We start from the raw sequence: 14,106 nt of genomic DNA on the forward strand, positions 1-14,106 counted from the left end.
GACGCCATCCCCCCGATCACCAGATCGAACCCCGTCCGCTCCAGCGCCTTCGCCAGCACCGCCGACGTCCCCATCACATCCGAACCGTGAACACCCTCGTCGTTCACGTGCACGGCCCGGTCCGCACCCATCGACAACGCCTTGCGCAACGCGTCCTTCGCATCGTCCGGCCCCACCGTCAGCACCGTCACCCCGGCACCCTCGTTCGCCTCCGCGATCCGCAGCGCCTGCTCCACCCCGTACTCGTCCAGCTCCGACAGAAGGCCGTCCACGCCCTCCCGGTCGGTGGTGTGATCCTCCGCGAAACGACGGTCCCCCGTCGCATCCGGCACGTACTTCACACAGACAACGATCCTCAAGCTCATGAGCGGTTCTCCTGTAACGGGTGCACTGGTCCATGGCCTCAGGTCATGCCCAGGGTACTGAGTGCCAAGTCCGGCCCGGCCGCACCCTGCGAGCAGCAAGCGCCGCCTGGACCGGCATGCCGTGTCGGCTCTCTTCGACTGACGTCAGAGGCTTCACCGAGAGAATACGGCACTCAGTACCCCGCGTAAAGGAACTCAGTACCCTTCGCCCGTCGTCGAGAGGCCCGCAGCCGCGCGGCAAGGTTTCCGCAAGCACCGTCCAGAACGCGGCATGGAATCCGCCAGACCTCGCGGGCACACCCCCGGCGGGGCAACCGATCGGAGGCCCCGACCGGGATCAAGGAGGGGGAACGAGATGACCTTGGTGCACGGGGAACAGCACACGACGGTCGGCGGTGGCCGGCGATGGGCGACGCTGCCGGGCTGCAAGGAGGTGCTGGTGGTCGCGCAGACCGCCGTGTACGCCCAGCGGCTCCACGACATCTACACCCTGCTCGGCGCGGACCTGCGGATCCACGTGACGTTCACGGTGGCGCCGCACGCGTTCAACGGGGGCGCCGAGACGCACATCCGGCTGCTCGGCGGCACCGTGCTGCCGTGGGAGGAGGCCGTCCGGCGCGAGTTCGACCTGGTACTGGCCGCCGGCTCGCAGGGGCTGGAGCAGCTGCACGGGCCGCTGGTCCGGCTGCCGCACGGCGCGCGGCACATCAAGCTGTCCCGCACGCCCGGCCCCGGCGGCGAGCGCACCGCCAGCGGACTCGGGCCGGAGTACGTCGTCTGGAAGGGCCGGGTGGTCCCGGAGTCGTACGCGCTGGCGCACCAGGACGACCTCGCCGAGCTGGCCCGCGGCTGCCCGGAGGCGCTGCCGGTCGCCGAGGTCGTCGGCGACGCCTGCTACGACCGGATCGCCGCCGCCCTGCCCGCGCGGGAGCGCCACCGGGCGGCGCTGGGGCTGCGGCCCGACGAGAAGCTGGTGCTGGTCTGCTCCACCTGGGGATCGGGCTCGCTGTTCACCCGGCTCGACGCGGTACTGCCCCGGCTGGCGGCGGAACTTCCCCGGCACGGCTACCGGACGGCCCTGCTCGTCCACCCCAACGTGGCCGCCGCGCACAGCCCCTGGCAGGTCCGTTCGTGGGCCATGGCCACCGCGCGGGGAGCGGTCACGGTGATCCCGCCGGAGGCGGACTGGCGGCCGCTGCTGGTCGCCGCCGACTTCATCATCGGCGACCACGGCTCGGTGACCCTCTACGGCGCGATGACCGGAGCGCCGATCCTGCTGGCCCAGTACCCGCACCGGGACGTCAACCCGCGCTCGCCGGGCGCGCTGCTGGCCCGCACCGCGCCCGCGCTCGACCCCACCCACCCGCTGACCGGCCAACTCGCCTACGCGGCCGCGCAGTACCGCCCCGAGGAGTACACCGCCATCGCCGACGGGATCACCTCCGAGCCCGGCCGGTTCGACCGCAACATGCGACGGCTGCTCTACCGCGTGGTCGGCCTCGGCCAGCCCGCCCACGAACCTGAGCCCCCGGCGCTGCCGCTGCCGGCCCCACTCGACGGCCCGCCGGCACCGGTGCCGCTCGCCTCCGGGCAGGCATGACGGTGGCCGCACTGCACACGGTGCGCCTCACCCCGGCCGACGGTCTGGTGCCGTCGGCCGGGCTCCCCGCCACGCTGTTCGAGGCCCGGATCCACTCCCCCGCCGGCGCCTGCCACGGTCTGCTGACCAGCTGCCTGCCACCGGACCCGGGCGCCGACCAGCCCCGGCGCGCCTTCGTGGACGAGCACCTCGCGCTCGACCTCACCGGGCCGGACGCCGCCCGGTGGCGCCACCACGCCGACGTCCTCCACCTCGGCACGGCCACCCCGGAGGGCGCGCTGGAGCAGCTGACCGAGGCGCTGCGCACCCACCCCGGCTGCGCGGTGGTCACCGCCGACTGCGGTGCCGGGACGGTACTCGTCCTCGCCCGCACCGGCGGACGGCTGGCGATGCGTCTGCGGGACGGCACGAGCGGCCCGCGCTCGTCCTGGCAGCGGCTGGCCATCGGCTCGCTCGCGCACGCCTGGCTCGCGGCGGGCCGCGGGCTGGCCGAACTCACCGGCATGGCCACCTCGGCCTACTACTCCTACGAGTTGCTCGACACCTGCCTCAGCCGTCCGCCGCGTGCGGCCCATCGGAGTCATCAGAGCCATCAGGATCGCCGGGACCGCCGGGATCGCCCGGGCGGGGGGTGAGGCCCGGACCGTCGTCCAGCGCACCGATGCGGCCGGCCAGTCTGGCCGCATCGGGCGCGCCGAGCTCCCGGTAACCGGTCAACGACGCCTGGAACCGGGCCCTCGCCTCGGCCGTCCGGCCCCTCAACCGCTCCAGCTCGCCGGAGAGTTCCAGCACCCGCGCCTCCCAGAGGCGCGCGCGTCCGGCCCGGAACCCGTCGAGCGCCTGCGCGAAGCAGCGCTCGGCGGGCCCGTACGCGCCGAGCGCGCTGTGCGCCTGCCCGAGGAACGCGAGCGCGCGGGTCGCCTCGTACGCGTCCGGGATCTCGGCCAGCTCCCGATGGGCTGTGGTGATGATGCCGACGGCCTCCTCCGCACGCCCTGCGGCGAGCAGGACGTCGCCGAGACTCAGCCGGGCCAGCGCGGCACCCCGCACCAGGCCCTTCCCCGCCCGAATCCCGGCGGCCTCGTCGAGGCAACCGGCCGCCTCGGCCAGTCGGCCCGCCGTCCGGTGGGTCTGGCCCAGACCGTACAGCGCGTCCGCCTCCGCGAGGGGGGCGGCCGAGCACCGCGCCAGTTCGAGCGCCTCGGCGAACCAGTCGGCGGCCTCCTCGTCCTCCCGGGCGTTGCGCAGCCCGTGGCCGCCCGAGGTGAGCAGCCGCAGCTCGCCCGCCCGGTGGCCGGCCGCGCGGGCGGCGGCCAGACCGGTCCGGTGCGCCTCCACCCAGAGCCGCGCCGGGCGTAAGCGCAGGAACAACGGCCACATGGCGTCGGCCAGTTGCCAGGCCGTGGCGTGCCGACCGGTCTCGGCGGCCCAGCGCAGCGCGGCCATCAGCCGGTCGCGTTCGACGTCCAGCCAGCCGAGCGCCTCGTCCTCGTCCTCGAACACCCTTGCCGGGCGGGCCGGTTGACCCGCGTAGTCGCGGGGCAGCGTGCGGTGGCTGGGGCTGATGAGCTCCTCGGCGGCGGTGGCGGACGCCAGGTACCAGTCGAGGACGCGGTCTGCGGCCGTCCGGCCGGGCGGACCGTCGCGCAGGGGCTCGCCGCAGGCCCGGGCGTGCAGCTTCACCAGGTCGTGGAAGCGGAAGCAGCCGTCGCTCAGCTCCTCCAGGAGATGGACATCCATCAGCCCGTCGAGCAGCCGATCCGCCTCGGGCGCCCGCAGGTCGCCGGCCACACAGGCCACCTCCAGGGTGAACTCGGCGAACGGCAGCAGCCCCAGCAGGCCGTAGAGCCGGGCCGCGTCCGCCTCCAGCACCTCGAAGGACGCGTCCAGGACGTTGCGCACGGTCTCCCCCTCCACGTCGAGTGTCGCCAGCCGATCCGCATCCTGCCCCAGCGCCCGCGCGGTGACCGCGAGCCGCTGGACCGGGCGCGCCGCGATCCGGGCGGCCGCCAGGCAGATCGCGAGGGGCAGGTCCGCGCAGCGTTCCACCACCTCGGCCGCGGCCGCCTGTTCGGCGGCCACCCGGCCTTCGCCCACCCGTTGGGCGAGGATCTGCGCGGACGCGGCGCGCGCCAGCAGCCCCAGCGGGTGGAACACCGCGCCGTCTATCCCCAGCCCGGTCAGCCGGCGGCGGCTCGTCACCACGACCACCGCGTGCTCCGAACCCGGCAGCAGCGGGCGGACCTGCGCGGCCGTGGACGCGTTGTCGAGCAGCACCGCGATCCGGCGATCCGCCGCCACGGACCGCCACAGCGCCACGCCCTCCGCCAGGTTCCCCGGCACCGGACCGACCCCGAACGCCCGCAGGAACCCGCCCAGCGCCTCCACCGGATCCACCGGCCCGCCCGGGGCATGCCCGCGCAGATCCGCGTACAGCTGTCCGTCCGGAAACCGCCCGGACAGCCCGCGCAGCCACTGCGCGGCCAGCGCCGTCTTCCCCACCCCGGCCGGCCCGGTCACCACCACCGTCACATCCGCCGCCGCGGGCTCCGCGACCGACGCCCCCAACGACTCGTCCAGCGCCGCGAGATCACCCTCCCGGCCGACCAGCCGTCTGGGCACCGGCGGGAGTTGCCGCGGCACGGGAAGCGCGGGCGCGTGCAGGTGAACCCCGCCGTGGATGGCCCCGGCCTGCACCACGGTCCCGGTGACGCGGGCGTCCTCGATCGAGTTCCGCTGGACCGACGCCGGAAGATCCGCCTCGCTCACCGGCGGCCCCCGCCACCCGCGTTCGCCGTTGGTGCCATTGGTGCCGTTGGTGCCATCGGTTTCCCCCGCCCGCAGACCAAAGCATCCGAGTGGTGGCGCCGTTTCGTTGATCAATTACCGTACGGTCACTACCACATGAATCACAGTCATATCGAGAATTCGTTGGAAGCGCTACTCCCGGAACAGGCCCAGTGCTATAGCCCGAGCCCCCGGAGACATGCGATGCTCACCTGCGACACGGCAAGCTGGTAGCCAACCGGCGGGGGGCGTCGAATTGGAGTTCCATCTCCTTGGTTCAGTTGAACTGTCGGTGAACGGGAGGGTGTTGCCGCCTGGTCCGGGCAAGCAGCGCCTCCTGCTGGCGGCCTTGGCGCTGGATGTCGGCAAGCCGCTGTCCCATGAATCACTTGCGTACCGCCTTTGGGGTGAAGACCCACCTCCAAGCGCGGTTGGCAGCCTCTACAGCCATGTGTCACGCCTTCGGGGCAATCTCCTCAGGGCCACCGAGGGCAAAGGACTGGACCACCCGGGTGAGGCCGCCGAAATAGACACCCAATCGCACACGTACGTACTCAGGGTGGACCCCCAGCTGATCGACTGGCACCGCTATACCGACCTCTCCCGCCGGGCCCGCACCCTCGCCGACAACGGCGAGGACACCCAGGCCCGCACCGTGCTGAGCCGCGCCGAGGAGCTGTGGCGCGGCGAGCCACTGGCCGGCCTCCCCGGCTCGTGGGCCCAGGCCACCCGCACCACCATGACCGACCAGCGCCTGGCCACCACCCTCCTGCGCGTCGAGGTCGAACTGCGCCTCGGCCGCTTCAGCGACCTGGTCCCCGAGCTCACCGCCCTCCGCGAACAGCGCCCCACCGACGAACGCCTCGCCGGCCACCTGATGACCGCCCTCTACGGCTCCGGCCGCCAGGCCGAGGCACTCGGCGTCTACCCCGCGGTCGTCCGCCTCCTACGCGCCGAACTCGGCACCGCCCCCGGCGAGTGGCTCACCCGCCTGCACGACCGAATGCTGCAGAACCAACCGGTCTCCGAATTGCCGATCAGCTCAGGGCGGCGGACAGGCAGACACGGTGTGCCGAAGAGGTCTACCGAACCGGTCGGTACATCAAATCTTCCTGCCAGTACCAGACTTGTCGGACGCGCCAAGGAGATCCGCCGCCTCCTGCCGAACCAGTTCTCGGCGGCGACAAGCGGCGGTGTCGTCACCGTGGAGTCCATCGCCGGCATGGCGGGGGTGGGTAAGACCGCACTCGCTCTCAGCGTGGCGCATCTGCTGCAGGCCGACTTTCCCGACGGACAGTACTACGTACGCCTCCGCGCCCACGCAGAATTGCAACATCCCCTCAGCTTGGCCACCATCTCAACCACCGTACTCAGACTGCTCGGTGTCAAAGCGTCCGAGCTGCCGTCGACCCCGGACAAGCTCGCCGGACTGTGCCGCACGCTCTTGTCCGAGCGGCGAGCAGTCCTGGTCCTCGACGACGCGGTGGATCCGGGGCAGGTGAGACCAATACTGCCTGCCGCCCCCACCTCCTTGATCATCGTCACCAGCCGTCGAAGCCTCACGGAGCTTCCAGGGACCCGCTCACTCTTCCTGGACACCCTCCCTGTCGGTGATGCCATAGACCTGTTCGGCCAGCTCGTCGGGGAGGAACGGGCCCATGAGCGAGCCAAGATTGCCGAGGTGGTCCGCCAGTGCGGGCTACTGCCCCTTGCCATCGAGCTGGCCGCAAGTCGACTCAGGGCGCGGCCGTCCTGGTCACTGGACACTCTGATCCAGCGCCTCTCCAAGAAGAACGGCCGACTCTCCGAAATACGCGACGGCTTCGTCACCATCGCCTCAGTGTTCCAACTCTCCTACCAATCGCTGTCCACTGAGCAGCAACAAGCCTTTCGCAGGCTGGGCCTGCACCCGGGACCGGACTTCGGTCTCCACTCCGCAGCCGCGCTGATCGGGCAACCGCTGGATCTGACCGATCAAATATTGGAGAGCCTCCTCCAACTGAATCTCATCCAGGAACGCTCGCCGGAGCGCTACCAGTTCCACGATCTCCTCCATGAATACGCCGTCGCACTGGCGCACCAGGAGGAGAGCGCCGAGGCCCGTGACGCCGCCCTGCGCCGCCTCGTCGGCCTGGCGCTCCACGCGACCGACCGCGCCGACCATGCCGCCTATCCCAACAGGCCTCGACTCAATCTTCCGACGATCTATCAATTCTTCTATCTAGAAGATCTTTTGGATGATCTAGAGCTGTCCGAAACCACCGTCGCACGACGGTGGCTGGAGGCCGAACACGCAAGCCTGACAGCACTTGAGGAAAGCCTACGAGGCGGCGGCCTGACCGAGGCCGGCGCCTGGCTCTCCCACCTCCTGGCCGGCCATCTCGACGCACAGGGCCACTGGGCGGACGCGCGTCAAGCTCACCTCGCAGGCGTCCTGCACTGGCGTGCCACGGCGAACAACCGGCATGAGGCATGGGCATTGATCGACCTTGGAGCGCCCCTTATCCACATGTCCCGCTACCTTGAGGCCTGGCAGACCCTTGACCACGCCCTCACGCTCGCCCGCACCGAGGGCGACGCCGAGGCCGTCGCCGAGGCCCTGGACAAGCACGCCAAGTTGCACTGGGCCCAGAGCGACCTGGCGTCCGCCCTGGCTGTTCAACAGGAGGCCCTGGAAGTGCGGAGGGCCACGGGTGATCACTGGAATATCGCCCGGTTCCTCTGCAACGTCGGCGTGATCCATTTTTGCATGGGGAATCACCAGGCGGCATTGGACGCTCTGACCGAAGCCCTGCCACATGCCCAGTCCTTCTCGGACTCAAGCCTGGAGTTCAAGATTCTCAACAATATCGGGGAGCTCCACCTCGGAATGCGCGACCGCAAGGCGGCACGACACGCCTTTGAGCGCATCATCAGAATAGGCGACGATTCGGTGTCGCAGCTCGACCTGGCCACTGTCAAGGTCAATCTGGCCGCCACAATCGATACACCCGACGAATTCGAGTCGGCCAGCGACCTCTACCGCTCCGCGCTCGCGACATTTCGTGAGCTCGGCAGCATCCGACACGAGGCCGACACCTGCAATGGGATCGGAGATCTCCTCAATACGCTCGGCAGCCACCACGAGGCGGCTAGCCATCACGAACGGGCACTGGCCCTGGCCCGCTCGGTCGGTGCCGCGAGGGAGGAAGCGGCCGCACTTCGAGGCATAGGAAGATCCGAATACTCGCTCGATAGTTTCGAACAGGCGATCGGCCATCTCAAGGAGGCAGCAGCCCTCGCCTATCAGATTCAGGCTCCGCACGAGGAGGTTCGAGCACGCGAACTGTTGACCGATGCATACCTTCGCGCAGGCAGCCTCGATGCAGCCCACACCACCGCCCGGAGGGCTCTGGAACTTCTCCGGTCACTAGAGGTGACAGATTCGATCAGCATTGATCATTTGACACGCGTAGTTCATCTTCCACGGAACTGAAGAGGCGTTCCGTAGAGGGGGTCAGAGTCGCGCATGTGACGCATTGATTCCCATGGGTCAGGGATGGAGTAGGATCCCCGCAGGCCACTCACCGAGGCACCTCATGCCGCGTGCTGCGTGGACTCGCCTAAAGCCCTGATCGCGCAGAATCGAGAAATCGCACACATGAACATGTACAAGTCGGCCCTTCGCGTGATGCTCTCCCTGGGGCTGGCCGGCATAGTCGGCCTCTGCCCGCTCACAAGCGCGGACCGCCGACCCACAGCGCCGGAGACGTCCGCGCTGTCCGCCGTCGGCTCCAAGTCCGGATCCATGCCGATCTGGGCCTCCGGGGAGGCCAAGCAGACGGTCTGAGATCCAACCGCCCAACACCACGCATGGAGCGCCAGGACCTTGAAGGTCTTGGCGCTCCCGTGCTTGCGGCGCGCGGAGTTCAGGCATCGTCAAGTCGCAGGTGGCGGCGCGTGCGGTGGAAGAACCAGGCCGGACACAACTGGGTGCGGCCAGGGCCCGGTGGGAAGATCTCGGCCGTGAAACCGAACAGGACCATGTCGCTGTCAGGCTCACCGGCCAAGCAACGGTCGGCTTCGGTTCGACACCCGCCCAAGGGCACCGCAGAGCCGGCTGCGACCCGTCCGGCCACACCGGCTTACAATCCCCTGTAATTCCACTGGGAACTGCGGTCGGCAAGACCGAGATCACCCCGCTGCCGAGCTGAGCCGAGATTTCGACGGAAAGCGGACTCGAATCCTGCGAGCAGGATCCCGGCGCCACCTTTGAACAGCGCGGCTCATTCCCTGACGCGCACAGTTCCGCCTCTACCGAATTCCTCCTCGGTCGGGCAGCTACGACCCCGGCAATGGATTGACACATTTCGAAGGTCGCCAAAAGGCCGAGGGCCCGGTTCCCGCGAAAAATGGAAAGCCCGCGCCGCGCCAAGCATCTGGAAGTCGACTTTCGCGAGTCCCGCACTGGAAGAACAGTTCACGACTTCCGGAAGTGGGCTTGTCGGAGCAGTGTCGGCAAGCCTCTCTGCGGCCGGCGTCTGCGTGCCTGGCCGGCAGCTTAAGATCCGGAGAAAATACCGAGACCGGGAGAACTTCCTGCCATACGGAGCACCGACGCCGAACCCGGCCACACACAGGCATCGTTTGCGATAGCAATGCCTTCAGAGCTTCCATAGCGTCGCGGTTGCCCTTGGAGCCTCCCAGAAATTCGCCTGTCGGCATGAAACGATCGCTCCGGAAGTCAATCTCGGAAGAGATTTTTATCTGCACCGGCCCCCTGCGCGGTCCGGCCGGTGGGTCTCCTTGCGGAAACACATTCGGCAAATTTCTCCGGAAGGGGAGAATCGAAAGATTCGAAGGCCACCTTGACATAGTTTCCACCAGCGGAACGGATAATCTCGCCACACCGGCCCCGGCGCCCGGTCCGGGAATCGATCCCACTGATAGGAGATTTTTCTGCCTGTTCTCGGCTCCGTCGAACGGGCTGTCCTTCAAGGGCCCCAAAAGGGTTCGGACCGCCGAGACAGCTCCCGAAGGCCGTTGCATTCGGTGTGCTCGTGTGAGCATCCGAAAAGAACGGACCGGCATCTGGCAAAAAATTCACCCGGATTTCGGCCGGACTCACTCACTGCCCCGAAGTCCGTCTGCGCACGGGCTTCGGGACCACTCCGGAGGTCCTGCCCCCGGGCCTGCGGCGCAGGCGCCGGGCGGGCGTTCCGAGCAGGGCTTCATGTACGCCTTCAGGCGCTCACGTGTTCGTGGCGCTTCCCAGGGCGACGGCGGCCTCTCCCGTGTGCATGAGGAAGGTCAGCGATGCCTGGAGGTAGAGCTGGATCGTCTCGGCGTCGTGGGAGAGGTAGCCGACCGATACGTCCTGGCCGAGGACGAGTTCGAAGTCGCCGCCGCGGGTGGAGAGCAGGAAGGCGCCCTCGATGGCGGGGGCCCAGATGATGTCGCCGTCGAGGAGGCGGGCGATGTGGTTGTGGACCGGGTAGCCGTGGTCGCTGGTTTCGTTGACGGCGGTGAAGGTGTCGGCGCCCAGGAGGAGTGAGTAGGGGCCGCCCACCCCGGCTAGGCGCAGGGCGGTCAGGGCCCGGCTTACGGCGTTCGGGAACTCGCGGACATCCTCGGGGAGTTGGATGGGCGGGTTGGTGGCGCCGACGCGGATTCCCTCGATTCCGGCAGCGCGGTAGCCCTCGAAGACGGCGCGGTCCTCGGCGAGGGCGATCGCACGCGCCGCGTCCTTGACGGACTGCCAGTCGGCGTCCCGGGCTCCGCGCTCGACGGAGTCGACGGCGGAGCGGGCGACGGTGAAGGGGACGCGCAGCTCGACCAGGGGCTGGGCGTCGCGGGAGTGCGCGAGGACGCCGTTCGCCGGTGGGCTGATGCCGGTCAGGTGGCCGGTGCCCACGGCGGCGAGGGTGGTGCCGTCCGGGCCCCGCAGATCGACCACACGGCGGCCGGCGATGTGGAGCTTGAAGGTCTGTCGCGCCTCCTCCTCGACCTCCTCCCAGGCCGCGGCGGAGATGGGGGCGAGGTCCCGGTGCAGGTTGTTCATGGTGCGGAGATCCCTTTCAGGCTGCCGATGCCCAACGAGCCGTCGGCGGTACGGAGAACGGTGCTGAGCGCGGTGCGCGGGGTCGCGGGAACAGCGGCGGAAGCAGCGGCGGGAAGAGCGGCGGGCGCGGGCGGCGGGGAGTCGAGGAAGCCCGCGGTCGGGACGAAGAAGAGCGACCCGGTGACGGCGGTGGAGAAGTCCAGGATGCGGTCGTGCCGGCCGGGCTCCCGGCCGGCGAACATGTTCCGCAGCATCTCCTCGGTCACCTCGGGGGTACGCGAGTAGCCGATGAAGTAGGTGCCGAACTCCCCTCCCCCGCCGAAGGATCCGAACGGCATGTTGAAGCGCATGATCTGGCGCTCCTCCCCGTCCGGTCCGGTGACCGTCGTCAGGGCGACATGCGAGTCGGGGGGCTTCACCTCGTCGTCCATCTCGATGTCGGCCAGCTTGGTGCGGCCGATCGCCCGTTCCTGCTGTTCCACCGGGAGGGCGTTCCAGGCGGCGAGGTCGTGCAGGTACTTCTGGACGATGACGTAGCTGCCGCCGGTGAACGCCTCGTCCTCGGCCCCGATGACGACGGCGGTCTCGGCGGCCCGGCCTTCGGGGTTCTCCGTCCCGTCGACGAACCCCATGAGGTCCCGGTCGTCGAAGTAGCGGAAGCCCTGTACGGAGTCGACCACGGTGGCCGCGCCGGCGAGCCGCTCGGTGAGTTGGCTCGCCAGCTCGAAGCAGAGGTCCATCCGGGAGGCGCGCAGGTGCAGCAGCAGATCGCCGGGGGTGGCCGGGGCCCGGTGGCGGGCGCCGGTCACCTCCTGGAAGGGGTGCAGTCCGGCGGGTCTGGGGCCGCTGAACAGGCGGTCCCAGACGTCGGAGCCGATGCCGGTGACGCAGGTCAGCCCGCCCTCCGGGGCCCGGAACCCGACCGACCGGCGCAGGCCGGCCAGGTCGGGCAGCAGGTCTCGGACCGCCTGTTCACCACCCGGGTCCACGGTGAGCACCAGGAAGACCGCCGCACTGGTGAGCGGGGTGAGCACGGCTTGGGGTTGCACCGACGACGCGGACGACGCGGACGACGCAGACGGCGCGGACGGTGGAGACGGCTGGGGCGGTGCGGCGGACGGTTCGGGCGGCATCACGGGCTCCAGGACGGCAGGACAAGGCGACAGGACGGGGAGACGGCGATCGGACAGCCCTCAGGCCGTCCGTGCGGCCTCCCCCTCGGCGCGGTGGTCGGCGAAGATCGGCCCCCTTGATCCAGGGGGCGGGCCGGCGGCCCGATGAAGACGTGCCGGGCCAGCGGAAAGCTGATCATGTATACGATTACATCGCATAGTGGACATTTAGGCGCAGCCAACACGCACCCGAATGGCCCTCGGCGAACGCTCCGTCCGGTGCGGGCCATTCGGAGCAGCGGGGTCACGGAGCCACGGGGTGCACACGGGGCCCGTGCCCGGGTACGCGGAAGGGGCGGGCCGAAGCCCGCCCCTCGTCCAGCCCGCGCGCCCTCAGACCCGCAGGGCCGCGAGCTGCTCGGCGAACGGCACCACGGCCTCCGCGCCGGCCGACCGCGCGGCAGCCGCCCGACCGGCCCCCGGCCGGTCCGCGCCGGCCGGAGCGGGGCGGGCCAGCAGGGCCGCCAGCTCGCCCGCCGCGCGGTCGATCCGGGCCGGGAGGCCGCCGGTGTGACGGTCCCCCGCAGCGCCCCAGTCGTCGGTGGCCGCGTACACCGCGGTCGGCACGACGACCGACCGCAGATAGCCGAACAGCGGCCGCACGGCGTGCTCCAGGGCCAGCGAGTGCCGGGGGGTGCCGCCGGTGGCGGCGATCAGCACGGGCTTGCCCGCGAGGGCGTCGTGGTCGATCACGTCGAAGAAGGACTTGAACAGGCCGCTGTAGGAGGCGGTGAAGATCGGCGTGACGGCGATCAGCCCGTCCGCCGCCGTCACCGCCTCGATCGCCCCGCGCAGCGCGGCCCCGGGGAAGCCGGTCACGAAGTTGTGGGCGATGTCGGTGGCGAGGTCGCGCAGTTCGATCACCGTGACGTCGACACCGGTTGCGGCGCCGTCGAGTTGCCGGACCGTCGACTCGGCCAGCCGGTCGGCCAGCAGCCGCGTCGAGGACGGCTTGCTGAGCCCGGCGCTGACCACCACCAGCCTGAGCGTGCTCACTTGGCCACCTCCGTCGTCTCCTCCTGCTGCCGCGCGGCGAGTTCGGCCGCCACCCGGGCCGCGTGGGTGGGACCGTCCGGGACGCCGGCCGGCCGCCCCTTGGCGAACTCCGCCCGCAGCACCGGGACGACCTCCTCGCCGAGCAGGTCCAGTTGCTCCAGCACGGTCTTCAGCGGCAGTCCGGCGTGGTCCATCAGGAACAGCTGGCGCTGGTAGTCGCCGAACGACTCGCGGAAGGTGAGCGTCTTCTCGATGACCTCCTGCGGGCTGCCGACGGTGAGCGGGGTCTGCTCGGTGAACTCCTCCAGCGAGGGCCCGTGCCCGTACACCGGGGCGTTGTCGAAGTACGGCCGGAACTCCCGCACCGCGTCCTGCGAGTTCTTCCGCATGAACACCTGCCCGCCGAGGCCCACGTACGCCTGCTCGGCCGTGCCGTGGCCGTAGTGGGCGTAACGCTCGCGGTAGAGGTCGACCAGCTTCTGGAAGTGCTCCTTGGGCCAGAAGATGTTGTTCGCGAAGAAGCCGTCGCCGTAGTAGGCGGCCTGTTCGGCGATCTCGGGGCTGCGGATGGAGCCGTGCCAGACGAACGGCGGGACGCCGTCCAGCGGGCGCGGGGTGGCGGTGAAGGACTGCAGCGGGGTGCGGAAGCGGCCCTGCCAGTCCACCACCTCTTCGCGCCAGAGCTGGTGCAGCAGCGCGTAGTTCTCGATCGCGAGCGGGACGCCCTGCCGGATGTCCTTGCCGAACCACGGGTACACCGGCCCGGTGTTGCCGCGGCCCATCATCAGGTCCACCCGGCCCTCCGCGAGGTGCTGGAGCATCGCGTAGTCCTCGGCGATCTTCACCGGGTCGTTGGTGGTGATCAGGGTGGTCGAGGTGGAGAGGATGATGCGGTCGGTCTGCGCGGCTATGTAGCCGAGCATGGTCGTCGGCGAGGACGGGACGAACGGCGGGTTGTGGTGCTCGCCGGTGGCGAACACGTCCAGGCCGACCTCCTCGGCCTTGCGGGCGATGGCCACCATCGCCTTGATCCGCTCGTGCTCGGTCGGGGTACGGCCGGTGGTGGGGTCAGGGGTGACGTCGCCGACGGTGAAGATTCCGAACTGCATGCTGCTCACCACACTCCAGGTGGGCCCGGGTTTCAGG

Annotated in this window: 10 protein-coding genes; 4 read left to right on the forward strand and 6 right to left on the reverse strand. The window is 69.9% G+C overall.

Annotation, left to right across the window (positions count from 1 at the left end; genetic code table 11):
* Positions 1-365 (reverse strand): electron transfer flavoprotein subunit beta/FixA family protein (locus ACIO5D_RS37820; protein WP_400800800.1); only part of this gene is annotated, 365 nt, incomplete at its 3' end.
* Between the two features lie 355 nt (positions 366-720).
* Here ACIO5D_RS37820 and ACIO5D_RS37825 point away from each other — a divergent pair.
* Positions 721-1,965: a hypothetical protein gene (locus ACIO5D_RS37825; RefSeq protein WP_400757478.1), complete on the forward strand. Its 1,245-nt coding sequence runs from the start codon at positions 721-723 to the stop codon at positions 1,963-1,965.
* Complete coding sequence (locus ACIO5D_RS37830) at positions 1,962-2,600, forward strand: hypothetical protein (protein ID WP_400757477.1); 639 nt, start codon at positions 1,962-1,964, stop codon at positions 2,598-2,600. The genes ACIO5D_RS37825 and ACIO5D_RS37830 overlap by 4 nt, the downstream gene beginning before the upstream one ends.
* On the opposite strand, the gene ACIO5D_RS37835 is transcribed toward ACIO5D_RS37830, so the two are convergent.
* Positions 2,515-4,734 (reverse strand): ATP-binding protein, encoded by a 2,220-nt coding sequence (locus ACIO5D_RS37835; protein ID WP_400800803.1) that lies wholly within the window; start codon positions 4,732-4,734, stop codon positions 2,515-2,517. The two genes, ACIO5D_RS37830 and ACIO5D_RS37835, sit on opposite strands and share 86 nt — an antisense overlap.
* A 274-nt stretch (positions 4,735-5,008) precedes the next feature.
* Here ACIO5D_RS37835 and ACIO5D_RS37840 point away from each other — a divergent pair, with 274 nt between their 5' ends.
* Both ACIO5D_RS37840 and ACIO5D_RS37845 read left to right on the forward strand, forming a co-directional pair.
* The gene (locus ACIO5D_RS37840; RefSeq protein WP_400800806.1) at positions 5,009-8,227 is read left to right on the forward strand and encodes an AfsR/SARP family transcriptional regulator; all 3,219 of its coding nucleotides are present in this window, start codon (positions 5,009-5,011) and stop codon (positions 8,225-8,227) included.
* A gap of 165 nt (positions 8,228-8,392) precedes the next feature.
* Complete coding sequence (locus ACIO5D_RS37845; RefSeq protein WP_363614180.1) at positions 8,393-8,581, forward strand: hypothetical protein; 189 nt, start codon at positions 8,393-8,395, stop codon at positions 8,579-8,581.
* A gap of 1,401 nt (positions 8,582-9,982) precedes the next feature.
* Here ACIO5D_RS37845 and ACIO5D_RS37850 read toward each other — a convergent pair.
* From ACIO5D_RS37850 to ACIO5D_RS37865, 4 genes are all read right to left on the reverse strand, one after another.
* Entirely contained in the window at positions 9,983-10,792 is an 810-nt protein-coding gene (locus ACIO5D_RS37850) for a family 1 encapsulin nanocompartment shell protein (RefSeq protein ID WP_400800809.1), read from the reverse strand.
* Entirely contained in the window at positions 10,789-11,925 is a 1,137-nt protein-coding gene (locus tag ACIO5D_RS37855) for a Dyp-type peroxidase (RefSeq protein WP_400800812.1), read from the reverse strand. The genes ACIO5D_RS37850 and ACIO5D_RS37855 overlap by 4 nt, the downstream gene beginning before the upstream one ends.
* Positions 11,926-12,297: 372 nt before the next feature.
* On the reverse strand, positions 12,298-12,960 hold the full coding sequence (locus ACIO5D_RS37860) for an FMN reductase (RefSeq protein ID WP_400653651.1): 663 nt from the start codon (positions 12,958-12,960) through the stop codon (positions 12,298-12,300).
* Entirely contained in the window at positions 12,957-14,069 is a 1,113-nt protein-coding gene (locus ACIO5D_RS37865) for an LLM class flavin-dependent oxidoreductase (protein WP_400800815.1), read from the reverse strand. Before ACIO5D_RS37865 ends, ACIO5D_RS37860 begins: the two co-directional genes overlap by 4 nt.
* Between the last annotated feature and the right edge of the window lie 37 nt (positions 14,070-14,106).

The sequence above is a fragment of the Kitasatospora sp. NPDC087315 genome (assembly GCF_044744345.1).
In the GTDB taxonomy this organism is placed as follows: domain Bacteria; phylum Actinomycetota; class Actinomycetes; order Streptomycetales; family Streptomycetaceae; genus Kitasatospora.

What these genes read in the sequence shown, in the direction of transcription:
- ACIO5D_RS37830 (WP_400757477.1), top strand. Translation starts at nt 1,962, where the DNA reads ATGACGGTGGCCGCACTGCACACGGTGCGCCTCACCCCGGCCGACGGT.
- ACIO5D_RS37855 (WP_400800812.1), bottom strand. Translation starts at nt 11,925, where the DNA reads ATGCCGCCCGAACCGTCCGCCGCACCGCCCCAGCCGTCTCCACCGTCC.
- ACIO5D_RS37850 (WP_400800809.1), bottom strand. Translation starts at nt 10,792, where the DNA reads ATGAACAACCTGCACCGGGACCTCGCCCCCATCTCCGCCGCGGCCTGG.
- ACIO5D_RS37865 (WP_400800815.1), bottom strand. Translation starts at nt 14,069, where the DNA reads ATGCAGTTCGGAATCTTCACCGTCGGCGACGTCACCCCTGACCCCACC.
- ACIO5D_RS37845 (WP_363614180.1), top strand. Translation starts at nt 8,393, where the DNA reads ATGAACATGTACAAGTCGGCCCTTCGCGTGATGCTCTCCCTGGGGCTG.
- ACIO5D_RS37825 (WP_400757478.1), top strand. Translation starts at nt 721, where the DNA reads ATGACCTTGGTGCACGGGGAACAGCACACGACGGTCGGCGGTGGCCGG.